At 73.6% G+C, this 24,214-nt stretch carries 21 protein-coding genes, 1 tRNA gene and 1 pseudogene; 12 read left to right on the top strand and 11 right to left on the bottom strand.

All coding sequences use genetic code 11. The annotated features are described in order from the left end of the window. Positions 1-78: 78 nt before the first annotated feature. The 5 genes from O7609_RS08480 to O7609_RS08460 form a co-directional block, all read right to left on the bottom strand. Entirely contained in the window at positions 79-645 is a 567-nt protein-coding gene (locus O7609_RS08480) for a hypothetical protein (RefSeq protein WP_269734347.1), read from the bottom strand. 442 nt (positions 646-1,087) lie between these two features. Beyond that, positions 1,088-1,924, bottom strand: coding sequence for an S-methyl-5'-thioadenosine phosphorylase (locus O7609_RS08475; protein ID WP_269734346.1), 837 nt, complete (start codon positions 1,922-1,924; stop codon positions 1,088-1,090). Between the two features lie 205 nt (positions 1,925-2,129). After that, the gene (locus O7609_RS08470; RefSeq protein WP_269734345.1) at positions 2,130-2,474 is read right to left on the bottom strand and encodes an FmdB family zinc ribbon protein; all 345 of its coding nucleotides are present in this window, start codon (positions 2,472-2,474) and stop codon (positions 2,130-2,132) included. 66 nt (positions 2,475-2,540) lie between these two features. Continuing rightward, positions 2,541-3,812: an MFS transporter gene (locus O7609_RS08465; RefSeq protein ID WP_269734344.1), complete on the bottom strand. Its 1,272-nt coding sequence runs from the start codon at positions 3,810-3,812 to the stop codon at positions 2,541-2,543. Between the two features lie 236 nt (positions 3,813-4,048). After that, entirely contained in the window at positions 4,049-5,593 is a 1,545-nt protein-coding gene (locus tag O7609_RS08460; RefSeq protein ID WP_269737071.1) for a potassium/proton antiporter, read from the bottom strand. 458 nt (positions 5,594-6,051) lie between these two features. Between O7609_RS08460 and O7609_RS08455 the strand changes: the two genes are divergently transcribed. Further along, on the top strand, positions 6,052-8,886 hold the full coding sequence (locus O7609_RS08455; protein WP_269743349.1) for a penicillin acylase family protein: 2,835 nt from the start codon (positions 6,052-6,054) through the stop codon (positions 8,884-8,886). On the opposite strand, the gene O7609_RS08450 is transcribed toward O7609_RS08455, so the two are convergent. Further along, the gene (locus O7609_RS08450) at positions 8,883-9,557 is read right to left on the bottom strand and encodes a 5-formyltetrahydrofolate cyclo-ligase (RefSeq protein WP_269743348.1); all 675 of its coding nucleotides are present in this window, start codon (positions 9,555-9,557) and stop codon (positions 8,883-8,885) included. The two genes, O7609_RS08455 and O7609_RS08450, sit on opposite strands and share 4 nt — an antisense overlap. 139 nt (positions 9,558-9,696) lie before the next feature. Between O7609_RS08450 and galU the strand changes: the two genes are divergently transcribed. From galU to O7609_RS08415, 7 genes are all read left to right on the top strand, one after another. Beyond that, entirely contained in the window at positions 9,697-10,653 is a 957-nt protein-coding gene (gene galU, locus O7609_RS08445) for a UTP--glucose-1-phosphate uridylyltransferase GalU (protein WP_269734341.1), read from the top strand. Next, positions 10,650-11,987, top strand: a complete 1,338-nt coding sequence (gene glp, locus O7609_RS08440) for a molybdotransferase-like divisome protein Glp (RefSeq protein ID WP_269743347.1) — start codon at positions 10,650-10,652, stop codon at positions 11,985-11,987. The genes galU and glp overlap by 4 nt, the downstream gene beginning before the upstream one ends. 107 nt (positions 11,988-12,094) lie before the next feature. After that, a complete protein-coding gene (gene moaC / locus O7609_RS08435; RefSeq protein ID WP_219090962.1) occupies positions 12,095-12,580 on the top strand; it encodes a cyclic pyranopterin monophosphate synthase MoaC in 486 nt (161 codons plus the stop codon). Next, positions 12,577-13,077, top strand: a complete 501-nt coding sequence (locus O7609_RS08430; protein WP_269734339.1) for a MogA/MoaB family molybdenum cofactor biosynthesis protein — start codon at positions 12,577-12,579, stop codon at positions 13,075-13,077. The genes moaC and O7609_RS08430 overlap by 4 nt, the downstream gene beginning before the upstream one ends. After that, positions 13,074-13,700 carry a GNAT family N-acetyltransferase gene (locus tag O7609_RS08425; RefSeq protein ID WP_269737070.1) on the top strand — a complete coding sequence of 209 codons (627 nt, stop codon included), beginning with the start codon at positions 13,074-13,076 and terminating at the stop codon, positions 13,698-13,700. The genes O7609_RS08430 and O7609_RS08425 overlap by 4 nt, the downstream gene beginning before the upstream one ends. A gap of 181 nt (positions 13,701-13,881) precedes the next feature. Continuing rightward, positions 13,882-14,949, top strand: coding sequence for a divisome protein SepX/GlpR (sepX, locus tag O7609_RS08420; RefSeq protein WP_269743346.1), 1,068 nt, complete (start codon positions 13,882-13,884; stop codon positions 14,947-14,949). 59 nt (positions 14,950-15,008) lie between these two features. Next, positions 15,009-15,082 (top strand) — tRNA-Ala (locus O7609_RS08415). A gap of 137 nt (positions 15,083-15,219) precedes the next feature. Here O7609_RS08415 and O7609_RS08410 read toward each other — a convergent pair. Continuing rightward, positions 15,220-16,245: a recombinase family protein gene (locus tag O7609_RS08410; RefSeq protein ID WP_269743345.1), complete on the bottom strand. Its 1,026-nt coding sequence runs from the start codon at positions 16,243-16,245 to the stop codon at positions 15,220-15,222. A 365-nt stretch (positions 16,246-16,610) separates the two neighbouring features. On the opposite strand from O7609_RS08410, the gene O7609_RS08405 reads away from it, so the two are divergent. Then, positions 16,611-17,336 (top strand): dienelactone hydrolase family protein, encoded by a 726-nt coding sequence (locus tag O7609_RS08405; protein ID WP_269743344.1) that lies wholly within the window; start codon positions 16,611-16,613, stop codon positions 17,334-17,336. A 72-nt stretch (positions 17,337-17,408) separates the two neighbouring features. Here O7609_RS08405 and O7609_RS08400 read toward each other — a convergent pair. Next, a pseudogene (locus O7609_RS08400) lies at positions 17,409-18,042 on the bottom strand (DUF4158 domain-containing protein); the annotation flags it as partial. 139 nt (positions 18,043-18,181) lie between these two features. Here O7609_RS08400 and O7609_RS08395 point away from each other — a divergent pair. Beyond that, a complete protein-coding gene (locus tag O7609_RS08395) occupies positions 18,182-18,304 on the top strand; it encodes a hypothetical protein (RefSeq protein ID WP_269734337.1) in 123 nt (40 codons plus the stop codon). A 21-nt stretch (positions 18,305-18,325) separates the two neighbouring features. Here O7609_RS08395 and O7609_RS08390 read toward each other — a convergent pair whose 3' ends face one another. Continuing rightward, positions 18,326-19,927, bottom strand: a complete 1,602-nt coding sequence (locus tag O7609_RS08390) for a hypothetical protein (protein WP_269734336.1) — start codon at positions 19,925-19,927, stop codon at positions 18,326-18,328. A gap of 162 nt (positions 19,928-20,089) precedes the next feature. On the opposite strand from O7609_RS08390, the gene O7609_RS08385 reads away from it, so the two are divergent. Beyond that, complete coding sequence (locus O7609_RS08385) at positions 20,090-20,722, top strand: glyoxalase (RefSeq protein ID WP_269734335.1); 633 nt, start codon at positions 20,090-20,092, stop codon at positions 20,720-20,722. A gap of 75 nt (positions 20,723-20,797) precedes the next feature. Here O7609_RS08385 and O7609_RS08380 read toward each other — a convergent pair whose 3' ends face one another. Beyond that, positions 20,798-21,466: a hypothetical protein gene (locus O7609_RS08380; RefSeq protein ID WP_269743342.1), complete on the bottom strand. Its 669-nt coding sequence runs from the start codon at positions 21,464-21,466 to the stop codon at positions 20,798-20,800. A 194-nt stretch (positions 21,467-21,660) separates the two neighbouring features. On the opposite strand from O7609_RS08380, the gene O7609_RS08375 reads away from it, so the two are divergent. Further along, positions 21,661-22,542: a S1 family peptidase gene (locus tag O7609_RS08375; RefSeq protein ID WP_269734333.1), complete on the top strand. Its 882-nt coding sequence runs from the start codon at positions 21,661-21,663 to the stop codon at positions 22,540-22,542. Between the two features lie 129 nt (positions 22,543-22,671). Here the strand turns inward: O7609_RS08375 and O7609_RS08370 are convergent, their stop codons facing one another. Further along, positions 22,672-24,021, bottom strand: coding sequence for a helix-turn-helix domain-containing protein (locus O7609_RS08370; RefSeq protein ID WP_269734332.1), 1,350 nt, complete (start codon positions 24,019-24,021; stop codon positions 22,672-22,674). Positions 24,022-24,214: the final 193 nt, after the last annotated feature.

Here is a 24,214-nt window from a genome sequence, read left to right as displayed (position 1 = left end):
CTGTCCAATCCGGTGCCCTCGTACGGCTGGTGTGCAGCGCACCTGTGCGGGAGACGTACGTCGGGCGGCAGGAGGAGTTCATCGCAGCGTCACCGCCAGGGGCGCCCCCAGAGCCGCACGGCCGACCAGCCGGGCGGCGGTGGACCGCGGTACCGAGAGAACCACCAGTGCGCCGTTCGCGGCAAGCGTCCCCGTCACAGCCCCACCAGCGTGCGTGCGCGGATCCGGTTCGGGGACCTGGACCACCCGGGCCCGCTGAGCCAGGACGGTCGCCGTCGCCCCGCCGTCGGGCTCGGTGTGCGCCCCGGCAGCGGCGTCGGCTCCCGCACCCGGCCCGGCGCGCGATCCGCCATCCGGATCGGGGGCGGCGGCGAAGGCGGAGGCGGGCGGACCGGCTAGGACGTCCACCCGGTCGCCCGGTGTCAGCAGCCGGACGACGTCCTCGTCGGCGATCCGTACCGGGGTCTGCACCAGCTCCTTTGGCGCGGGGCGGGGAGGCGATGGCTCCTGCTCGGCGGCGATGCCCTGCGCCGCCGCGTCGGCCGGGGGCTCGGACCTGGGTGGGTCGGCGCCCCCGCGCCCCGGGCTGAGGGCGACGAGGAGCACGGCGCCCAGCGCCAGGCCCAGACCGGCCGTGCGGCGCACCCGGCGAAGGGCTGTGCGCAGCCGATGCCGGAGCAGAAGCCCGGCCCGCACGGGAGGGAAGGCCGGCAGCGGCGTGGTGGGTGGCACGGAGGCCGTGGCCGCGCAAATCGCTCCCGGCCGTGCGGACTCCGGCCGTGCGGACTCCGGGGGCGCGGACTCCGGGGGCGCGGACTCCGACGGGAGAAGCTCGGGCGGTGGTGAGCCGGGCGGCACCCCTCCGGGGGCAGCCGGTGTGGTGACGGCGGCCGGGTCAGCAGGCGGGCGGGCGGCGGTCGGGAAGCAGAGGGGCGTGGCGGCTGAGGACATCGGCGGGCACCTCGGTTCAACGACGCGGGCGGGAACGCCCACCACGGTGCCGCAGTCGCCGGTTCCCCGCTCGACCCTGTGGATTACTCGCCGGTTGTGGACAACTTTCCGCGCACGCGCACGCCCCCGCCCCGGCTCACGGCAGGTCGATGCCGGGGTCGAACCCGGCCAGAGCCTCCGAGCATCCGCACGAGGGGGACTCGGGCAGGGCCGCGACGGCGTCGAAGAGCACGGTGCGCAGCCTTCCGAGGTTCTCCTGGAAGACCTGGAGCACCTCGGTGTGGGAGACGCCCTCGCCCGCCTCCGCACCGGCGTCCAGGTCCGTCACGAGCGCGAGCGAGCTATAACACAGACCCAGCTCGCGGGCGAGAACGGCTTCGGGATGCCCGGTCATGCCCACCACGGCCCAGCCCTGGGCGGCGTGCCAGCGCGACTCCGCACGGGTGGAGAAGCGGGGGCCCTCGACGACGACCATCGTGCCGCCGTCCACCGGCTCCCAGCTCTGCCCGCGCGCGGCGGCCAGCGCGACCTCGCGCCCCGTCTCGCAGTACGGGTCCGCGAAAGAGACGTGCAGGACGTTGGGGCGGCTGCCGTCGGCGCGCTCCTCGCCGTCGAAGTAGGACTGCGCCCGCGCCTTCGTGCGGTCCACGAGCTGGTCCGGGACGACGAGTGTGCCCGGTCCGTACTTCTCGCGGAGCCCGCCCACGGCGCAGGGTCCGAAGACCTGTCGCACCCCGGCGGCCCGCAGGGCCCACAGGTTCGCGCGGTAGTTGATGCGGTGGGGCGGCAGGCGGTGATCGCGCCCGTGCCGGGGCAGGAACGCGACCCGGCGGCCACGCAGATCACCGACGAACAGCGCGTCGCTGGGGTCCCCGTACGGCGTGGTCCCCCGCACCTCGGTGACGTCGTCCAGGAAGGAGTAGAAGCCGGAGCCTCCGATGACACCGATCTCGGCCTGCGCGGGATTCGTCATGCGGGACACCTTAGGACCCGGTGTGACGGCCCCCTCTGGCGGGACGTCCACGAGCCCGTGCCGGCGCCCGCACGAGCCCGTACCGGCGCCGCGGGAAGTCCGACGGCGCCCGGGGAACCCGACGGCGTGCCCGGACGTGCCCGGCGGCCGCACCCCGAGAGGGGCTGGACCCCCGGGCGGCGGGTGGAACGCGTGTGAGCGGGTTTCAGGCCGCGGGTGAGGAGGCCTTGGGCTTCGACTCGCTCTTGGCCGCGCCCTTGTCCGACGAGGAGCCGGACGAGGAGCCGGACGCGGAGGACGACGAGGAGTCCGAGGATCCGGACGGGCTCGTCGAACCCGAGGAGTTCGACGACGGCGCGCTGCTGGACGACGAGCCGCGGCTGTCGTTCCGGTAGAACCCGGAGCCCTTGAAGACGATGCCGACGGCGGAGAACACCTTCTTCAGGCGCCCCGAGCAGCTCGGGCACTCGGTGAGGGCGTCGTCGGTGAACTTCTGCACCGCCTCGTGGCCCTCGCCGCACTCGGTGCACTGGTACTGGTACGTCGGCACTTGCTCCTCCTGGCACTCGTCTCTATGGAGTGCTAACGACGCTCCATGGTGCAGTATTCCGGCGTCTTAGTCCACTGCAACGGTCACACGGTGACCGGCGCCACGTGCCGCGACCGTCGACTCGGAGCCCTGGGCGGGGCGTGGCGCGAGGTGCGCGCGCAGGGCGTTGACGGCCAGCGCGGCCAGTGCCGTGCCGATGAGCGGGACCGTGAAACCGGCCGCCGCGCCGAAACCGTCGGCGAGCTGCCCGGCCGCGGTGGCCGCGGCGGCCTGCCCCAGCGCGACGGCGCCGGTGAGCCAGGTGAAGGCCTCCGTGCGGGACCTCGCCGGGACGAGCTGCTCGACGAGGGTGAACCCGGTGATCATGGCCGGAGCCACGGCGAGGCCGACGAGCAGGCCGACGGCGCCGAGCACGGCGGTGGTACCCGCCGAGGCGGCGAACCAGAGCGGCACCGTCACCAGGGCCAGCACGGCCGAGGCACGGGGGAGCCGCCGGTGGGGTGCGGAGCGCCAGACGATGACGCCGCAGGCCACGCCCGCGAGCATGTTGCCGCCCGCGAAGACGCCGTAGAGCAGGCCGTTCACACCGGGCTGGCCGATGGACTCGGTGAAGGCGGTCAGGGAGACCTGCATGCCCCCGAACACGGCGCCGATGCCGAGGAAGACGGGGATGAGGACGCGTACGCCCGGTACGGCGAGGGCCGAGTGTCCCGAGCGCCCGGCGCCCGGTGCGTGGTGCGCGGGCGGTGCGGTGCGGGACTGGGTCGCGAAGAGCAGCCCGCCGACGACGGTCAGCGCGGCCTCGGCGGTGAGCCCGGCGGCCGGGTGGACGCCGGTGCACAGGGCGGTGGCCAGGACGGGGCCGACGACGAAGGTCAGCTCGTCGGTGACGGACTCGAACGCGGCGGCCGTCGGCAGCAGCGGGCCGCCGTTCAGCCGGTGCGCCCAGCGGGCCCGCACCATGGGGCCGACCTGCGCAACCGAGGCGCCGGTGGGCACGGCGGTCAGCAGCAGCGCCCACAGCGGGGCCTCGGCGAGCGCGAGGAAGATGAGCAGGGTGACGGCGGCGGCGTGCAGGACGGCGCCGGGGACGAGCACGGCGCGCTGTCCGAACCGGTCGGCGAGCTTGCCGGCCTGCGGCGCGCACAGGGCCATCGAGACGCCGGTGGCCGCGGAGACGGCACCGGCGGTGCCGAAGGAGCCGGTGGTGTGCTGGACGAGCAGCACGATGCCTATGGTGAGCATCGCGAACGGCTGTCGGGCCAGGAAGCCGGGGATCAGAAACGACCAGGCACCGGGGGTGCGCAGCAACTGACGGTAGCCGGGCTTGGAGGCCACGGCCGGGCCTTTCTGCCGCCTGGTAGTGCGCGCCCGGGTCTGCGGGCCGTCTTGCGCACCGAGAGCCGTCCTCTCGCACCTCCGGACGGATCTCACGTCGGCCGGTGCCGGCTCTGCATCAGGCAGGGTCGGGAAACCATGTCTTTGTACTTCGAGTGTAACCAGTGAGTACAGCCTGGCATTCCAAGGCCATGGGCCGCGGTCTCGCTGACAGCCGTCGGTCGGCTCGGGTCAGGTCAGCGGCTCGGCGCCGAGCGGCCCGGCGGCCCCGATGCGCCGGGCGGCCCGGGGTGGGGGCGCCGTCCCAGCCAGCCGGCGAGCTTGCCGCCGCGCCCGACGGCGATCAGCCGCCGTTCGGCCTGGTCCCGTACCGCGTCGGTGGCGACCACGAGGAGGTCGTCGCCCCGCATCAGCACCGTCGTCGGCGTGGGGACGAAGCTCCGGCCGTTGCGCACGACGAGGGTGACGGCCGATCCCGGGGGCAGCCGCAGCTCGGCCACCTCCACACCGTGCATGCGGGAGGCCGCCGGGATGGACAAGGACAGCAGATGTCCGCGCAACCGTTCCAGCGGTGCGGACTCGATGTCCACGTCCATGGCCGTGTCCCCGTTGCCGATCCGCAGCCGGCGGGCGAGCCAGGGCAGCGTCGGCCCCTGGACCAGCGTGTAGACGACGACGAGCACGAAGACGATGTTGAAGATCCGGCCGCTCTGTTCGAGTCCGGCGACCATGGGGATCGTCGCGAGCACAATCGGGACGGCGCCGCGCAGCCCCGCCCAGGACATGAGCATCTGCTGGCGCCAGGGCATGCGGAACGGGGTGAGGCTCAGCACGACGGACAGCGGCCGGGCGACGAGGGTGAGGGCCAGCCCGATCAGGACGGCCGGCCAGAAGTCGTCGAGCAGGTCGCTGGGGGTGACGAGGAGCCCCAGCAGGACGAACAGGCCGATCTGGGCGATCCAGGCCACCCCGTCGGCGAAGCCGCGGACGGCGGGGCGGTGGGGGAGCTTGGCGTTCCCGAGGATGAGGCCGGTGATGTAGGTCGCGAGGAAGCCGCTGCCGTGGGCGAGGGCGCCGACGGCGTAGGAGAGCACGCAGAGGGCCAGGACGGCGATCGGGTACAGGCCGGAGGCGGGCAGGGCGACGTGCCGCAGGCCGAGCTCGCCCAGCTTGCCGACGACGCCGCCCGCGACGATGCCGATGGCGAGCTGGAGCACGATCGTGCCGACGAGCGCGTACCAGGGCTGCGGGTCGGTCGCGAGGGCGGAGAAGGCGACGACGAGGATGACGACGGGCGCGTCGTTGAAGCCGGACTCGGCCTCCAGCATGCCGCTGAGCCTGCGCGGCAGGGGGATCACCCGCAGGACGGAGAAGACGGCGGCGGCGTCGGTGGACGACACGACGGCGCCGAGGACCAGGGACAACTGCCAGGACAGCCCCACCAGATAGTGCGCCGCCGCCGCGGTGACGAGCACGCTGACTCCGACGCCGACGGTCGCCAGTACCGCCGCTCCGCCCACGGCCGGGCGGATTTCCCGCCATTTCGTGGCGAGCCCGCCCTCGGCGAGGATCATCACGAGGGCGGCGTAGCCGAGCACCTGCATGAGTTCGGGGTCACTGAACTGCACGCCCAGACCGTCCTGGCCCATGGCGACGCCGATGCCCAGGTAGATGAGCAGCGTCGGGAGCCCGCTGCGGGTGGAGAGCCGGACGGCGGCCACGGCGACCAGGAGGACGAGGGCGCAGGCGAGCAGGAGTTCGTTGAGGCGGTCGACAGTCAGGGGCCGTTCCTCTCTTCTCGGGCTCCGGCGGAACCCAGGGGGATCCGGCGGGTGCCTGACGGGTGGGCGTCCGGCCGGTGGGCCGGGGCGGTCGCGGACGACGTCCGGGGCGCGCGGCCTGTGCGACGACGCGGCGCTCCGGGGCGCGGCACTCGCGGGAGGTGCGGGCGCCCGGGTCCGACGAGCGCCGCGTCCGGATGCGGTGGTTCAGCAGAACCGGCCGTGCACAAGCCCGCTGGCGTGCAAAGATCGGGTAAATATTCGTTGCCTAGTCTAACAATCTACCATCGGTTGATCGGCGGACGCAGGTGGACGCTTCGGACCCGGCCCCGATGCCCCGCAGGAGCGCGCTCCCCGGGCGCCTAGAGTTGCTCCAGCACGGATCCTCCGGAGTCCCAGCCCCGGGATCCGCCGGAATCCACCGGCCGTAACGTCCCACCCTGCCCCGAAGGACAGCGATGCCCGCTCTGAAACGGTCCCGGCGCGCCCGCCTGGTTGTGATCACTCTGGTGCTGCTGCTTGTCGGGGGGCTGGTAGCCGGCGGCGTCTGGACGGTCGGCACCGTCCGCGACTCCTTCCCGCAGACGACGGGCTCCGTCAAGCTGGAGGGCCTGTCCGGCACGGTCGAGGTCAAGCGCGACGCCAACGGCATACCGCAGGTCTACGCCGGAAGCACCGAGGACCTGTTCATGGCGCAGGGCTACGTCCACGCCCAGGACCGCTTCTGGGAGATGGACGTCCGGCGCCACACCACTTCCGGACGGCTCTCCGAGATGTTCGGCGAGGGTCAGGTCCGCACCGACGCCTTCCTGCGCACACTCGGCTGGCACGACGTGGCGAAGGAGGAGTACGAGACCAAGCTCTCCGAGGAGACCAGGAACCACCTCAAGGCCTACTCCGCGGGCGTCAACGCCTACCTGGCGGATCACGGCGGCTCCGGGCTGTCCCTGGAGTACGCGTTCCTCGGCTTCGTCAACAAGGACTACGAGCCCGAGCCGTGGACGCCCGTCGACTCCGTGGCCTGGCTGAAGGCCATGGCCTGGGACCTGCGGGGCAACCTCAAGCAGGAGGTCGACCGCTCCCTGATGTCGACCCGCCTCGACGAGGAGCAGATCGAGGACCTCTACCCCGCCTATCCCTACGACCGGCACCGCCCGATCGTCGAGGGCGGCGGCGTGGACGAGGACGACACCTTCTCCCCGGACGGAGCCCCGGCCGCCGGTGAGGACGGCGCCCAGGCCCCCGACGGCGAGGCCACACCGGACCTGCCGGGCGACGGCACGCAGGACCCGGCCGGCTCGGACGGCGCCCAGGACCCGGCCGGTTCCGAGGGCACCCAGGGCCCGCCTGGCGACGGCACGCAGGGCGGGGCCGACGCCGACGGCGTGCGGACGCAGTTGGGCGGCATCGCCGACTCGCTCGACGCCCTGCCCTCCCTCCTCGGCCCCAACGGCAGCGGCATCGGCTCCAACTCCTGGGTCGTCTCCGGCGAGTACACGACCACCGGCCGCCCGCTGCTCGCCAACGACCCGCACCTCGCGCCGCAACTGCCCTCGGTCTGGTACCAGATGGGCCTGCACTGCACGAAGGTCAGCGAGGAGTGCCCGTACGACGTCTCCGGCTTCACCTTCTCCGGCATGCCCGGCGTCGTCATCGGCCACAACCAGGACATCTCCTGGGGGATGACCAACCTCGGCGCCGACGTCACCGACCTGTACCTGGAGAAGATCGAGGACGGCACCTACCTCTACGACGGCGAGCAGGTGCCGTACGAGACGCGCACCGAGGTCATCAAGGTCGCGGGCGGCGAGGACCGGGAGGTCACCGTGCGCTCCACCCGGCACGGCCCGATCATCTCCGACCGCGACACCGAGCTGTCGCGCGTCGGCGAGAGCGCGCCCATCACCGGGGCCGCCCCCGACCGCGGCGACGGCTACGCCGTCTCGCTGCGCTGGACCGCGCTGGAGCCCTCCGCGACGATGGACGCTCTCTTCGCGCTCAACCGGGCCGCCGACTTCGAGGACTTCCGGGCCGCCGCCCGCGACTTCGCCGTCCCGTCCCAGAACCTGGTCTACGCCGACACCGAGGGCAACATCGGCTACCAGGCCCCCGGCCGCATCCCGACGCGGGGCAAGGGCGACGGCCGGTACCCGGCGCCCGGCTGGGACCCGGACTACGAGTGGACGGGCTCCGTTCCGCAAGAGGCGCTGCCCTACGAGTACAACCCGGAGCGCGGCTACGTCGTGACCGCGAACCAGGCCGTCATCGACAAGGAGCGCTACCCCTACCTCCTCACCGACGACTGGAGCTACGGCGCCCGCAGCCAGCGGATCAACGACCTCATCCAGTCGAAGATCAAGGAGGGCGGGAAGATCTCCATGGACGACATGCAGACCATGCAGTCCGACAACAGCAGCGAGATCGCCAAGCTCCTCGTCCCGTACCTGCTGAAGATCGACGTCAGCGACCCGTACGTCCGCGAGGCCCAGCAGCTCCTGGAGGGCTGGGACTACACGCAGAGCGCCGACTCCGCCCCGGCCGCCTACTTCAACGGCGTCTGGCGCAACCTGTTGAGGCTGGCCTTCGGCGAGAAGCTGCCGAAGGAGCTGCGGGTCGAAGGCGAGTGCCTGCGCGTGCGCCCCGCCGACGACTCCGGCCCGCTGGAGGACCTGGACGGCACCCCCCGCACCGTTCCCGAGTGCGGCGAGCGCGACCCCGACACGGCGCAGCCCGACGGCGGCGACCGCTGGTTCGAGGTCGTCCGACGGCTGCTGGAGGATCCGGAGAACGACTGGTGGACCGCGCGCGCCGACGGGCTGGAGAGCCCGGCCGCCGAGGGCCGCGACGAGGTGCTGGCCCGGGCCCTGAAGGACGCCCGCTGGGAGCTCACGACCAAGCTGGGCAAGAACATCGACACCTGGAGCTGGGGCCGGCTGCACCGGCTGATGCTGGAGAACCAGACCCTCGGCACCGAGGGCCCCGGCCTGGTTCAGCGCCTCCTCAACCGCGGCCCGTGGGAGCTGCCCGGCGGCAAGGACGCCGTCAACGCCACCGGCTGGAACGCGGCCGGCGGCTACGACGTCGTCTGGGTGCCGTCGATGCGGATGGTCGTGAACCTGGAGGACTTCGACAAGTCCCGCTGGATCAACCTCACCGGCGCCTCCGGCCACGCCTACCACCCGAACTACACGGACCAGACCGACCTGTGGGCGGAGGGCGAGCTGCTGCCCTGGGCCTACAGCGAGGAGGCCGTGGCGGAGGCCACCGAGGACACGATGGCGCTCACCCCCTAGCCGTCCCCCTGGCCCCCCGCGGGCCGGCCCGTGTCGGGCGTGCGCCGGAACCGGTGCACGCCCGACGGCGTCACGGCCGCGTGCACCGGCCGGTCGTGCGGCTCGGCCGGCACCTCGGGAAGCAGCTCGTGGTCGTAGAGCAGGACGACGAGTGCGGGCCGCGCCCCGGCCGCCGCCAGCCGGGCCAGCACCCGGTCGTACGAGCCTCCGCCCCGGCCCAGTCGCAGCCCGCCCCGGTCCACCGCGAGCCCCGGCAGCAGGACGGCGTCCGCTCCGGTGACGGCCTCCGGGCCCAGCGGCCGCCCGGTGGGCTCCCACAGCCCGCGCCCGGCGCGGCGGAGCGACCCCGGCCCGGCGTACTCGGCCCAGTCCAGGTCGTTGTCCGGCAGCAGGACGGGCAGGAGCACCCGGACACCGCGCGCCCGCAAGCCGTCCAGCAGCTCCCGCGTCCCGGGCTCGGCCCCGATCGACACGTACGCGGCCACCGTGCCCGCCCCGGCCAGCTCCGGCAGGCTCAGGGCCCGCCCGGCCAGAACCGCGGCGGCCCGCGCCGCGTCCTCTTCGGACAGGGCCCTGCGTCGCGCCAGCAGTGTGCGGCGCAGGGCCTGCTTCGGCGGGCCGGGCCGTTGCGGGCCGGGGCGGCCGTCGTCCGTGTGGTGCTCGTGGTCCATGTCCGGTTCCTCACTCCCGGGCCCGCGCCGTCCCGGGCAGCCGCTCGTCCGACCGCATGGTGCCACCGCCAGGGTGGCGCCCCGAGCAGGGCCGCCGGGCGTTCCCCGCAGCCGCGAATTCACCAGATAGGGTTTCGTCATGACTGAGACACGTCCTCCGATCCGTAAGGCCGTCATCCCGGCAGCCGGTCTCGGCACCCGCTTCCTGCCCGCGACCAAGGCCACACCGAAAGAGATGCTGCCGGTCGTGGACAAGCCCGCGATCCAGTACGTCGTCGAGGAAGCGGTGTCCGCGGGGCTGACGGACGTGCTCATGGTCACCGGGCGCAACAAGCGTCCCCTGGAGGACCACTTCGACCGCAACTACGAGCTGGAAGAGGTCCTGCGCACCAAGGGCGACGAGGCCAAGCTCGGCCGGGTGCAGGAGTCCAGCGAGCTGGCCACCATGCACTACGTCCGCCAGGGCAACCCGAGGGGCCTCGGCCACGCCGTCCTGTGCGCCGCCCCGCACGTCGGCGACGAGCCCTTCGCCGTCCTCCTCGGCGACGACCTCATCGACCCGCGCGACCCGCTGCTGGCCCGCATGACCGAGGTCCGGGAGCAGCACGGCGGCAGCGTCGTCGCCCTCATGGAGGTCGACCCGGCCACCATCCACCTCTACGGCTGCGCCGCCGTGGACAGGACCGGGGACGACGGCGTCTTCGCCGTACGGGACCTGGTGGAGAAGCCGGCCGCGGCCGCCGCGCCGAGCAACCTCGCCATCATCGGCCGCTACGTCCTCGATCCCGCCATCTTCGAGGTCCTCCGGCGCACCGAGCCGGGGCGCGGCGGCGAGATCCAGCTCACCGACGCCCTCCAGACCCTCGCCGCCGACCCGTCGCTCGGCGGGCCCGTGCACGGCGTCGTCTTCCGCGGCCGTCGCTACGACACCGGTGACCGCGGCGACTACCTGCGCTCCATCGTCCGGCTCGCCTGCGAGCGCGAGGACCTCGGGCCGGAGTTCCGCTCCTGGCTGCGGGAGTTCGTCGCCAAGGAGATGGCGCCCTCGGTGGACGGCGCCCCGGAACCCCTGATCCAGGAGGCCGTGCGGCTGTGACCGACGTCTGGTCCGTCGACGACCACCTCGCGGACGTCCTCGCTTCGGTCCGTCCGCTGGAGCCCATCGAGCTGCCCCTGCTGGAGGCGCAGGGCTGCGTGCTGGTCGAGGACGTCCTCGTGCCCGCCGAGCTCCCGCCCTTCGACAACAGCTCCATGGACGGGTACGCCGTGCGCACCGCGGACGTCCACGGCGCCGGCGACGAGTTCCCGGCCGTACTCACGGTCGTCGGCGACGTGGCGGCGGGCAGCACCGAACTGCCCGTCGTCGCCCCCGGGCAGGCCGCCCGGATCATGACGGGCGCTCCGCTGCCGCCCGGAGCCGAGGCCGTCGTCCCCGTGGAGTGGACCGACGGAGGCACCGGTGGCGGCCCGGCCGACGCGATGACCGCGCACGCCGCCGACCCCTCGGGCGCCGGCGGTGAGGTCCGCGTCCACCGTCCCGTGCGGGCGGGGCAGTACGTCCGAGTCCGGGGCAGCGACGTGCGTGCCGGCAGCCTCGCACTGCGCGCCGGCACCGTCCTCGGCCCCCCGCAGCTCGGCCTGCTGGCCGCCATCGGGCGGGCGTCCGTCCCCGTGCGGCCGCGGCCGCGCGTCGTCGTCATGTCCACCGGCAGCGAGCTCGTCGCCCCCGGCGAGGAGCTGGGCACCGGCCGCATCCACGACTCCAACAGCTACGTCCTCACCGCCGCCGCCCGGGACGCCGGCGGCCTGCCCTACCGGGTGGGCGCCGTCGCCGACGACGCCGACTCCCTGCGCGCCGCCCTGGAGGACCAGCTCTCCCGTGCCGACGTGATCGTCACCAGCGGCGGCGTGAGCGTCGGCGCGTACGACGTCGTGAAGGAGGTGCTCAGCGGCGTCGGCTCGGCACCGGGCGACGACCTCGTGGCCTGGGGCGGCGGCGTCGAGTTCCGTCGGCTGGCCATGCAGCCCGGCAAGCCGCAGGGCTTCGGGCTCATCGGCGCCGACCGGGTGCCGCTGCTGGCGCTGCCGGGCAACCCGGTGAGCGCGTACGTCTCCTTCGAACTGTTCGTCAGGCCCGTCATCCGCACCCTCATGGGCTGTGCCGAGGTGCACCGGCCCCGGGTGCGGGCCGTGCTCCGGCTCCCGGACGGCGCCCCGCTCAGCTCGCCGGAGGGCAAGCGCCAGTTCCTGCGCGGGCGTTACACCCCGCCGGGGGCGGGCGGCACCGGGCCCGGCGAGGTCACCCCGGTCGGCGGGGCCGGTTCGCACCTCATCGCCGCCCTCGCGCACGCCGACTCGCTCATCGTCGTCCCCGAGTTCCTGACCCGGGTGGACGAGGGCGAGGAGCTGGAGGTCGTGCCGCTCGGCTGAGCACGGTGCGCGGGCCGGCCGGGCCCCGGGGCCGGGGCCCGAGGGCGCTGGTTCGCGGCGCGGTCGGCGGCGTCGGCGGCCGTCGGGTGCGGGTACGGTTGCTGCCCATGAACAGCCAGCAGCACCTCACCCACCTCGACGAGTCCGGGGCCGCCCGGATGGTAGACGTCTCCGCGAAGGACGTCACCGCGCGCACGGCGACCGCCAGCGGGCGGGTCCTCGTCGCACCGCGCGTCGTCGAACTGCTGCGCGGCGCCGACGGCGGACTGCCCAAGGGCGACGCGCTCGCCACCGCCCGTATCGCCGGGATCATGGGCGCGAAGAAGACGCCGGAACTGATCCCGCTGTGCCACCCCCTCGCCGTCTCCGGGGTGAAGGTCGAACTGAACGTCACCGACGACGCCGTGGAGCTCACCGCCACGGTGAAGACCACCGACCGCACGGGCGTCGAGATGGAGGCCCTGACCGCCGTCTCGGTCGCCGCGCTGACGGTCGTGGACATGGTGAAGGCGGTGGACAAGGGCGCGGTCATCACCGACGTCCGGGTGGAGGAGAAGACGGGCGGCAAGTCCGGGGAGTGGAAGCGCTCATGAACCCGGCTCCCGTACGCGCGCTGGCCGTGACCGTCTCCAACCGCGCCGCCGCCGGCGTCTACGCAGACACCGGCGGGCCGCTGCTCGCCGAGGGGCTGCGCGCCATGGGCTTCCAGGTGGACGGGCCCAGCGTGGTGCCCGACGGGGACCCGGTCGAGCAGGTCCTGCGCAACGCCGTCTCCGTCGGCTACGACGTCGTCGTCACCACCGGCGGCACCGGGCTCACCCCGATGGACCTCACCCCCGAGATGACCGGCCGCGTCCTCGACCACGAGATCCCCGGCATCCCCGAGGCCATCCGGGCCGCCGGGCGGGCGAAGGTCCCCACGGCGGCCCTCTCGCGTGGCCTCGCCGGCGTCGCGGAACGTACCCTGATCGTGAACCTCCCCGGCTCCCGGGGCGGGGTCAAGGACGGCCTGGCCGTCCTCGCCGAGATCCTTCCGCACGCCGTCGACCAGCTGCGCGGCGGCGACCACCCCAGAGGTGAAGCGCACTGAACGCCGTATGGCCGGTCGTGCTGGCGGACGGCGACATCGCCCTCCGCCCCATAAAGGTGCGCGACCAGCGGGCGTGGCGGGATATCAACCAGCGCAACCGCGCCTGGCTGCGCCCCTGGGAGGCCACCGTGCCGCCCGCCCCGCCCGGCCGGTTCCCGCCGCAGCGCCCCACCTACCGGCAGATGGTCCGCCATCTGCGCAGCGAGGCGCAGGCGGGCCGGATGCTGCCGTTCGTCGTCCTGTGGCGCGGGCGCCTCGTCGGCCAGCTCACCGTCGCGGGGATCACCTGGGGGTCGATGTGCTCCGCGCACATCGGCTACTGGATCGACCAGGCCGTAGCCGGGCGCGGCATCACCCCGACGGCGGTCGCCCTGGCCGTGGACCACTGCTTCGGCCCCGTCGGCCTGCACCGCATCGAGATCTGCATCCGCCCCGAGAACGGGCCGAGCCGCCGGGTGGTCGAGAAGCTGGGGTTCCGGGATGAGGGCGTCCGGCCGAGCTACCTCCACATCGACGGCGCCTGGCGCGATCACCTCGTGTACGCGCTGACGGCCGAGGAGGTCCCCGAGGGCCTGCTCACCCGCTGGCACTCCCGCTCCCTGCCCGGCACGGCGCAGATGTAGCCGGAGTGGGCAAAGCGGCGCGCCGACAAAAGAATTCGCATCAATGTTCGAATTCCACGTGGTTTCGGTGAATTACCGGTCTGAACCAGCCGTGAAAAAGTGTCGAGATGTCAGGCAGATCGTGCGACACACCGCACCGATTGGCTGATGCACCTCGTCAAACCCCTCTACGGTGTGAGACGTGAGCAGTAGCGGCCTCATTTACGCAGTCATCGTCGGGGCCTGGGCCGCCTACCTGGTGCCGATGTGGCTCCGCCGTCAGGACGAACTCAACGACGCCCGTCCGACGGAACGGTTCAGCACGGCAATCCGCGCGCTGACTGGACGGATGTCCACCGGCCGGCGCCAGGCCAAGGACGGCGACGACGAGCAGCCGGAGCAACCGGCGCACGAGCGGCCGGACGGCACCCCCGACGCCATCCGGCGCTTCACCGACCCCGCCGGCGCCCGCGGCCCCGAGCCCCACGCCGGCCCGTCACCCCACGCCGCCCCGGACCCCGGCCCGCCCGCTCATGCAGCCACCTCGGCCCCGGCCCCGGGCGCCCCGGACGCCGGCGCACAGGAACCCGCCGCCCCCCGGTCCGCCCTCACCCCCGAGGAGCGCGCCGCCCGCGCCAAACTCCTCGGCCGCCGCCGCCGCACCACGATGGTGCTCTTCCTCGCCCTCACCCTCGGCTCCGTCGCCGCCGCCGTGGGCGGCACCCAGTTCCTGTGGGCCCCCGCGCTGCCCGCCGCCCTGCTCACCGCCTGCGTCCTGTACGTCCGCGGCCAGGAGCGCCGCCGCCACGCCGCCCGGCTCGCCGGCGCCCGGCCCGACCAGCAGCAGGCCGAGGCCGCGGCGCGCCGCCTCCGGGAACGCCGCCACGCCGCCGTGGCCGCCACCCCGCCGCCCCCCGCCGCCACCGAGCCCCGGGCCGGCTCCACGCCCACGGACGACCGGCGAGCCCTGGTGGAGGAAACGGACCACGCCGAGTGGGTCGACCAGCAGCGCACGCCCCGCGCCCTGCACGACCCGGACGGCTGGGAGCCCGTCCCCGTCCCGCTGCCCACCTACGTCAACGCCCCGGTGGCCCCCCGTCACGCCTCAGGGGTGGACCTGGGCGCCCCCGACACCTGGAGCTCCGCCCGCTCGGAGCCCCCCGTGGCCCCCGCCGCCCCCGCGGCTTCCACGGACGACCGCAGGCGCGGCCGCACCCCGCTCTTCGACCAGTACGCGGACCAGGACCACCCCCGCGCGGCCAACGAGTAACCCCCCGGCCTGGATTTTCCCGCCGCCCTCCCCGGGTGCTACAGTTTCACCCGTCGCAAGGGCCTGTAGCGCAGTCCGGTAGCGCATCTCGTTCGCAACGAGGGGGTCAGGGGTTCAAATCCCCTCAGGTCCACAGTGTGAGTCTTCCTGAGTCAGCTCAGGAAGAGTTCACGAGGTCCCCGTCCGGTCTGATTGACCGGACGGGGACCTCGTTGTTTTCCCGGTGTGTGGTTGAGGTGGGGCTGCGGCCCGGCGGAACGGCTCCAGGTGTCATGCCGGATGCGCGGTCGCGGCAGAGCATGGGGGATGCAACAGCCAGCATGACGGTCTTCTTCTGCGCGAAGTGCGGTGCTGAACTGACGTCGGACCTTGCGGAGCTTCCCGGCATCCCAGATGTGTCGGCGCATGACAAGGACCGCGACCGCGCGACCCGGCTCGCACCCTCGACCGTCCCGCCGGGCTCCTACGCCATCGACCCCGAGCCGTGGGGAGCCGCGCTGACCCTGTTCTCGTACTCGCGGCGGGCCTTGAGCTGGGCTGGCACTGCGGGAAGACCCTGGCCGCCGTCGAGTGGCTGGCAGCGGGCGAGAAGCTGGCGGTGACGGCGGGGACGGCGCTGACGCGCAGGGTGTAGCCCTGGCCGCGCCGTACGGTCACCCCCTGGTCGAGCGCGGCGCGCTCGGCGGGCTCCAGTTCGGTGGTGCGGAGGTAGTCGGCGACCTTGCCGGGCATGTCGAGGGTGACCGGCAGCTCCAGGACGGGAGGGCCCTCCTCACTGTCGGTGTGATCAAGCAGGAGGTCGGCGACGGCGGTACGGATGGCGCCGCGACTGACACCGTGGTCACGGGCGAGGGCCGCGATGGAGCGGCCTTCCAGGTACGCGGTGCGTACATCGGCGGTCTGGGCGGCCGCCACGGCGGGGCGGCGCCCGCCCTTGTTGCCCTTGGCCTCGGCGGCGCGCAGCCCGTCGTAGGTCAGCTCGCGCTGGAGGTCGCGTTGGAGTTCGCCGGCGGCGGCGAGGGTCTGCACCGTGAACTTCACGGTGGACAGCAGTTCGCCGGTGCGGGGGTGGCGGGCGGTGAGGTCCATGGCGGAGAACGCGCCGTCGTGGATGCGCAGGGCGAGCTGGTCGCGGTGCAGGACTTCGAGGACGTCGAGGATGTGCTGGTTGCCGCGCACGAGGCGGAACATCTCGGAGATGTGCACGGTGTCGCCCGGTCGCGCGTGGGTGAGCAGTTCGCGGAACTTCGGGCGCTGGAGCGGGCGGAGGCGGCTGGAGGTGCCCGGGTCCTCCACGAAGACGATCGGGTCCTCGATCCCGGCCTGGCGAGGACGAGGTCCTGGCGGGCGGTGGACCGCTGGTCGGTCGAGACCCGCTTGTAGAGCAGGTTCGCCACCGAGGGGCCCCTTCCGTACGGAGGATCGGACCCTATCTGTCATCAAACCCCTGTCAACCGTCACCATCGGATCTGATCGGATTCGCGCCGCCGCGAACCCCCGGATTTCCCGCGTCCATTGGACGCGTCAGCCGCCTGTCGTCATTCGATCGTCTGCCGACAGGGCGGGCAACGCATCCAGGTGGTGTAGTCGGGACAGGCCGCTGTCTGCCATCGGTGAAAACCACCCCGAGCGGGCCCAACGGACCATTACCGTCCAGACCCGTGACGACGATTACGACGCGTACAGTCGAGTATCCGGCCGACGGTTTGACGATGATCGGGCACCTCGCGCTCCCGGCAGGTGTTGACCGCCGGCCCGCGGTGCTGCTCGGACCAGAGGGCACGGGGCTCAGCGACGTCGAGCGCCGCAGGGCCGACGCTCTCGCCGAGCTGGGATATGTAGCGCTGGCCTTCGACCTTCACGGTGGGCGCTATTTGGGGGACCCCGAGGAGATGCTGGCCCGCTGCATGCCGCTGCTCGCCGACCCCGACCGGATGCGAGGAATCGGCCACGCGGCGCTCGATGTGTTGCGCACTGAACCGCGAACCGACCCCGACCGGATAGCCGCCGTCGGCTACGGCACCGGGGGCGCCATCGCGCTGGAACTCGGGCGCGACGGCGTCAACCTGCGCGCGATCGCGACAGTCAACGGGCTGATCACGGGCCGACCGAGCGAGGCGGAGGGCATTCGCTGCCCGGTATGGGCCGGGGTCGGGTCGGAAGACCCGATCATGGCGCCAGCACAACGGGATGCGTTCACCGCCGAGATGCAGGCCGCGGGCGTCGACTGGCGCCTCGTGGTCTACGGCGGCGCCTTGCACGCCTTCCACCATCCATCGGTCGACCACATCGTACGTCCCGGCGTCGGCTACCACCCACAGCACGCACAGCGAGCCTGGCGTGACGTCGTCGCTCTGCTCGCCGAGTGCCTGCCCGTCACGGATTGATCCGATCGGCTCCTGATACTCACTCCTGCCCGTCGTCGTCGTCCGGCTCTGGGGCATCCGGGTCGCGCAGAGGGCGCAGGGAGCCGGCAGCCGTGACGCCTTCTCCAACTGCGGCGACGTCGAAAGCCGCTCCTTCTCCGTCTTGCGCTTTCGCCGTGTTCAACAGACGGGTGGCCATCAGGACCTGGAACAGGTCCAGGGCCTCGTCGATGGCCTTCGCCTCCAGGCGCCGCATCACCGCGGTGAGCATCGCCGTGCGCTTCGGCGCCGCCGCCCGCTCCCGCAGCGGCGCCTTCGACCCCAGCGCGTACCGGGCCAGCGCGGCCATCCGGTTCGGCGGGATCTGCGACAGCCGCAGCCGCCCGTGCCGGTACGCGCCGATCTCGTCCACCCGCTCCAGCGCGCGGGCGAACGCCGTACCCGTCGTCCGCGCCTCCGCCGCCTGCCGGGCCAGCACGGACATCCCGGGCAGCAGGACCCGGTGACGGCGCAGCCAGCCCACCGCGTGGTCAAACAGCGCCTTCGGGCCCTCGGCGTGCGTCCACGCCCGCCCGTGCAGGAACGTACGGAACCGCCGGCCCCACTCGGCGTCCTCGTAGGGGTGGTAGGCGTAGGCGTCCCGGATCTCCCACGCGTGGTCGTACAGCGTCTGACGTCGCTCCGTGTACCGCTTGACCACCGACGGGTCCTCGATGCCGAGCTGCACGGGCACGAGCCGGACCGTGGCCAGCCCCGGACCGGGCCCGGAGGCGTTTCACCGAACCCCAGCGGCGAAGTGGATCACTGTGCTAGACGGCCATGATCGTTCTCACCGATAGCCGCTGTACCTATGTTCCCCGAGGCCGGTGTACGCCTACGGTGCCGACGCTCCGACGGCCCGCAGGCGGGCCAGGGAGCACGAGCCCGCCCACGGGCGCGTCCGTACCGAGTACACGTACGGCGACGACCCGCGCGACATCCCCGGCTGACCCGGTGCCGGCGGCGCCGCGCTACAGCAGCCCGCCCATGGGCAGGGCGCGCTCGGCGAGCCTGCCGTGGAGCCGTCCGTCGGCCGTCTCGGCGTGCGCGAGCCAGTCCACGGTGACGAGCAGCCCCGCGTGCTCGGTCACCTGCTCCGGCGTCAGGGCGCAGAACCCGGCGACGTGGTCCAGGGGCAGGCCCTCGTCCCCGGTGTGGACGAGGCGTCCGTCGGGGGCGGTGTGGGCCGCGGTGTAGAGGGCCAGGAGGCGGGCGGCGGCGGGGAGCTTCTTCTTGCGGATCTTCCGGTCGCCTACGGTCTTCTGGGCCCAGCCGGAGATCCTGGACCGGGTGGTCTTGCCCAGCGCGAGCGGGTGGGCGCCGTCGTGGAGCAGCGAGGGGACGGTGAGCGCGGTGGGGTCCTCCGGGCGGGAGGCCAGGACGTCGGCCACGGTTCCGGGCAGGCGCAGCCAGCCGGCCGCGGCCAGCCGTTCCAGGACCCGCTCGGCGTCGTCCCGCAGCCAGCCGGTGAGGTCCTGGCCGGTGACGTTGGCGGTGCCGGAGCGGGCGGCGCGCAGGGTGAGCATGAGCACCGCCAAGTGGATCTCGGGCTCGGCGACGGGGGCGTGGGTCCGGACGTGGTCCAGCACGGCACGGGCGTGGCCGGGCTGTTGACCGGTCAGCATCCGGGGCACCGGCGGTTCCCCGTCCGGGCTGCCGATGGGCACGCCGGTGCGGTGCGCGTTCATCTCGCGGGTGGCCTGGGCGGCCTTCTCGGCGCGCCGGGCCTCTTCGTGCAGCGAGCCGTCCCCGCTCGCCTCCGCCCACAGGGCGAAGGCGCGCGCTTTGCGGTCGTGGAGTTCGGCGAGGAGGGGGAGGTCGGGCTCGGGACGCCGCTGGTAGGCGCGGAACGCGTCGCCCAGTTCGACGAGCTCTTCGCGCAGGGTGTCGGGCCGCAGGTCGTGCGGGACGGTCCGCTGCGCGATCTTCCCCGGGGGCTTGGCCCGGCGCGGCTCCCGGGAGCGGGAGGCGGTGCGGGTACGCGGCACCGTCGCCCCTCCGGCGGACGGGGCGGACGGTGTGCCGGAGCCCTGGTCGGAGAAGGCCACCGCCGTGCCGCCCGCGGGGGGTTGGCCGGTGCTCGCCGCCCTCGTGGCCCGGGCCGCTCCGGCCGGTGTGGCGGCGGTGTCCAGGACGCGGCAGTCGGCGGTGGCGGCGGCGCAGCGCGCACAGGTCTCGGCGATCCGCCACAGCCGTCCGGCGCGGTCCGCGTACACCGTCAGCACGACCGGGCCGCCGCACCGCACCGCACCCGCTCCCGCCCGGGCCTCGCCGTGCCGGCCGGTGCCGGGGTCGGGGGTGTGCCAGGCGCAGTCGGCGGCACGGCAGGCACAGGCCGCCCGCCCCCGTGGCCCGCCGCTCTGAGCGATGGCGGCCAGGTGCGCGTTGACGTGGCCGACCGCGGCCTTGCGGCCCGCGGCGGTGCCCTCGGGGAAGCGCTGGTCGGGGCAGGCCGGACGGGAGCAGGAGAGCTTCACCGCACCGGCGGACGGGCGGCCGCAGGGGTCCAGACGCACCGTCCACACCCGTCCCGCCACGCGCTCGTCCCGCTCCGTGCCGGCTTCGACCGCCATCGTCCCCTCCCAAGCTTCGCCCGACCGTCTCCCAGGGGTGATCCCCGTCATGAGGGATACCCGCCGACCAGCCCTTGGAGAACGAGCCGCCGCGCACAAGGTGACGGCATCGAGCAGGAATGAAGAAGCCGCGGCGAGGGAAGCGCGCCTAGCGTGATGGGCATGAATTCCCTTGCATCCCTCACCCTTGAGGTGGCCGACCCGACGGCCGCCGAGCACTTCTACGCCACCGCCCTCGGGCTGGGCCCGCGGCTTCGGCTGCGGGCCTCCGAGGCGCCGACGACCGGCTTCCGCAGCTTCGCGCTGGCGCTCACGGTGTCTCAGCCCGCCGACGTCGACCTGCTCGTCGACGCCGCCCTCGGCGCCGGTGCCAAGCCGCTGAAGCGGCCCGAGAAGACCCTGTGGGGCTACGGCGGTGTGGTCCAGGCTCCGGACGGGACGATCTGCAAGGTCGCCACCTCGTCCAAGAAGGACACCGGTCCGGCCTCCCGGGACGTCGACGACTTGGTGCTGCTGCTCGGCGTCGAGGACGTCAGGGCGAGCAAGCGGTTCTACGTCGGCCGGGGGCTGGCCGTGGGCAGGAGCTTCGGCGGCAAGTACGTCGAGTTCGCCGGGGAGGGCCCGAGCCCCGTCAAGCTGGCGCTGTACAAGCGCCGCGGCCTGGCCAAGGACGTCGGCGTCCCCGCGGAGGGCGGCGGCTCGCACCGGATCGTCCTCGGCGGCTCGGCCGACCCGTTCACCGATCCGGACGGGTTCGTGTGGGAGGCCACGTCCCTGGCGTCGGCGGGGTCCTGACCAGCCGCCCGCCGAGCGATCGGTCGGCGTTCGCCGGGGTCTGGCCCGCCCGCAGACCGGCCCCACGGTCAACCGTCAGGGCGCCGGGTGCGGGACTGCCGGGTAGCCGAGGGTGCGGGCGTGCTGGGCGGTGGCCGCGAAGTCGGCGGTGGGGGAGAGCGCGGCCAGCGTCCCCGGGGAGAGCGGGGTGGCCGCGAGGACCGACTCGACGGCCTCGCGGTCCACCCGCTGCTCGAAGTAGTCCTCGGCGAAGCGGACGTAGGCCTCCGGGCTTCCGTCGGCGAGGAGCTCGAAGAGGAAGCCGGCGCCGTCCGACTCGTCGTCGGCGAACTCCACCGGGCCGCACTGCCATGCGGCGCCGCCCGCCTCCCGCCACGCGCACACCGTGGCGTCGAAGAACCCGTCGAGCTGGAACTCCGGTTCTCCCGGGTAGTGCGCGAGGGCGGCGGGAAGGCCGTCGAGCAGGCCGGGCCAGTGGGCCCGAGGCTCCTCGCGCCAGGGCGTCGCGGCGCACTCGTGGTCGAAGCCGTAGAGGAACACTCCCGCCGGGTCGAACGCGATCGCGTACAGGCCCCCGGAGCCGTTGTCCATCTGCGCGAGGTCGACCCCCTCACGCCACGCGGGCAGGAAGGTGTGCGTGGGGGCGAAGTCGTCGAGGACGGAGTCGAGGAGCGCGAACGCGCGGCAGCGGGTGGCCAGTGTGGCGGGGTCGGGCAGGAGGGTCACCAGTTCGCGGACGTTCATGGAGGCATTCAACAGCGCTCCGCTGACGGTGGGGGTCGCTGATGTGTAGCCCGGCGGTCTTGACGTTCTTCAGGGCCCCTACATAATGCGTCTTTGGCAGGAGCACGTCAGACCTGGGGTGAACTCCCGGGCCGGGCCGCTCCCGTCACGGGCCCGCACCCCAACGGGCTCTCCGACTCCAGGAGGAGCTTGCAGTGAGGATCAAGCGAACCACCCCCCGGCCGAGAATCCGCAAGCGTGCTCACCTGATCGGGGCCGTCGCCGGCCTCGTCGCAGCCACCACGATCGGACTGCCCAACGCCGGTGCCGCCGAACCGCACGCGTACAGCGCGACCGAACTGGCCCAGGTCGACGCGGCCGTGCTCGGCACGGACGTGGAGGGCATCGCCTGGCACGTGGACGAGGCCTCCGGCCGCGTCGTCGTGAAGGCCGACTCCACCGTCTCCCGGGCCGAGCTGGCCCGGCTGCGGAAGGCCGCCGAGCCCAACGCCGGTGCCCTGCGGGTCGAGCGGACGCCCGGCGTCCTCAAGCCCCTGATGTCCGCCGGTGACGCCATCTACGGCAGCGGCTACCGCTGTTCGCTGGGCTTCAACGTCCAGAGCGGCGGCACGTACTACTTCCTCACCGCGGGCCACTGCGGTGACGTCGCCGCCGACTGGTACGCCGACTCGGGCCAGAAGACGCACATCGGCCCGACCGTCCACTCCAGCTTCCCGAACAACGACTACGCGCTCGTCGAGTACACCAACACCTCCCTCAGCCACCCCGGCGGCTTCGTGGCCGACGACGCCTACGTGGGCCAGTCCGTCAAGCGCACCGGCTCCACCACCGGCACCCACAGCGGTGAGGTGACGGCGCTCAACGTCACCGTCCGCTACGTCGGCTCCGGCACCGTGAAGGGCATGATCGAGACCAACGTGTGCGCCGAACCCGGCGACTCCGGCGGCCCGCTGTACGACGGCAGCAAGGCCCTCGGGCTGACCTCGGGCGGCAGCGGTGACTGCCGTTCCGGCGGCACGACGTACTACCAGCCCGTCCCCGAGGCGGTGAACCGCTACAAGGTGAGCGTGTACTGACCCTCGGGCGTTCCGGTCGGACCCACTCCTCCCCGGGTCCGGCCGGGACCGGGTCAGGCCCCGGTGACGGCGGGAGCGGTGCGGGGCCCGCAGGAGGGCCCCGATCCCGCACCCGGTGCGCCGGTCCGCTCAGGGGGAGGGCAGGGTGGCGCGGAGCCGCTCCTGGAAGTGCCGGGCCGCCGCCGTGCCGGCCCAGTCGGGGTCGGCCGTCAACCTGGCCTGCAGGCCGCGCAGTTCCCGCACGATGGTGGTGCGCGGGGCGGCGAGCGCGTCGTCGAGGACCTCGTACGCGGCGGCCACCGCCGCCTCCGGGTCCCCGGCGCAGGCGTGGGCGTCGGCCAGCCGCAGGGTGAGCAGCGTCCGGGTGGGTCGCATGTGGGCGGGGAGGGTGCACAGGGCGGCGCGGCTGGCGGCCACGGCGCGGTGGGCGGCGCGGGGGTCCCGGGCCCGGGCTGCGACGTCCCGCAGCGCCCCGGCCGCGCTGGACTCCAGCCGCATCACGCCCTGCGGGCCCACGAGCCACGGGGCCTCGGCGCGGTCGCGCTCGCCGAGGCCGCCCAGGAGCTCCCGGGCCCGGGCGATGTGTTGTTCGACGTCGCCGAGCGAGCCCCGGAGCGCGTTGCCGCGGGCCCGGTAGAGGGAGGCCATCGTCGCGACCCAGCGGCGGCCCGGGGCCGCCTGTTCGAGCGCGGCGGCGTAGGAGTGGACGGCGTCGCGGTCCCGCTCGATCCGGGCCACCATGGCCATGTCGAAGAGCAGGGCGACCTTGGCCGTCGCGTCGCCCGAGGCGTCGGCCCAGCGCAGCCCGTGGCCGTACCAGGACATGGCGAGCCCGTGCTGGTCGTGCAGCACCCGCAGCCAGCCGGCGAGTTGGGCGTAGCGGGCGGCGAGCCGCAGCAGCGGCGGCGCGGAGCGGGCGGCCACCTGCTCGGACCGCTCGACCAGGGCCCGCAGGGTCCGCTCGACGGGGGCGCAGTCCACCCGGCTGCGGCCGACCGCCATGCCCTCGAAGGCGGCCAGCAGCGCGGCCAGCCCGTGCACCCCGTCGGTGTCCACCGGCAGCGCGCGACCGGGCGCGAGGACGTGGCCGGGTGGCGGGACGGCGCACCCGGCGGTGTCGTGCAGGGGGCAGGGCAGCCCGTTGGCGGGAAGGGACGACGGCCAGTTGGCCAGCAGCTCCGGTGTGACCCGCGCGGGCAGGCCGTCCACAGCGGGGACGGGGTAGGGCAGGAGCGGGGAGGAGGCCCCGCTGGAGCGCTCCCACAGGGCCGTCAACTCCCCTCCGCTCCGCAGCAGTGCGTCGGTGGCCTCGGGGAACCGCGGGGGCGGTCCGCGGAAACCCCGCTCCATCTTGCTGATGTGACTGTGGTGGTAGCCCAGCAGCGCGCCGAGCTGGGCCTGCGTCAGCCCGGAGCGCGAGCGCCAGTACCGCAGCCGCCGACCGAACGCCGCCCAGCGGGGTTCACCTTCACCGCCCATACCGGTCCCTCTCCATGGCGGCCATCGTGCCGCGCCGGGCGGCCGAAAAGAAGTCCGATGCACCGCTGAGCGGATTCCCGGACCCGCCCAGTGTCTGAACGGGGGCAGGCTGACGGGGCCGCCCCGCAGGTCAGCGGTGCGCGCACGCACGCGCGTCGTCCGTGCCCGTCAGCCGTGCGCCTCAGCCGTGCGC

The sequence above is a fragment of the Streptomyces sp. WMMC1477 genome (assembly GCF_027460245.1).
Taxonomy (GTDB): domain Bacteria; phylum Actinomycetota; class Actinomycetes; order Streptomycetales; family Streptomycetaceae; genus Streptomyces.
The sequence above is the reverse complement of the archived record's forward strand: the minus strand, read 5'-3'. Positions and strand labels throughout refer to the sequence as shown.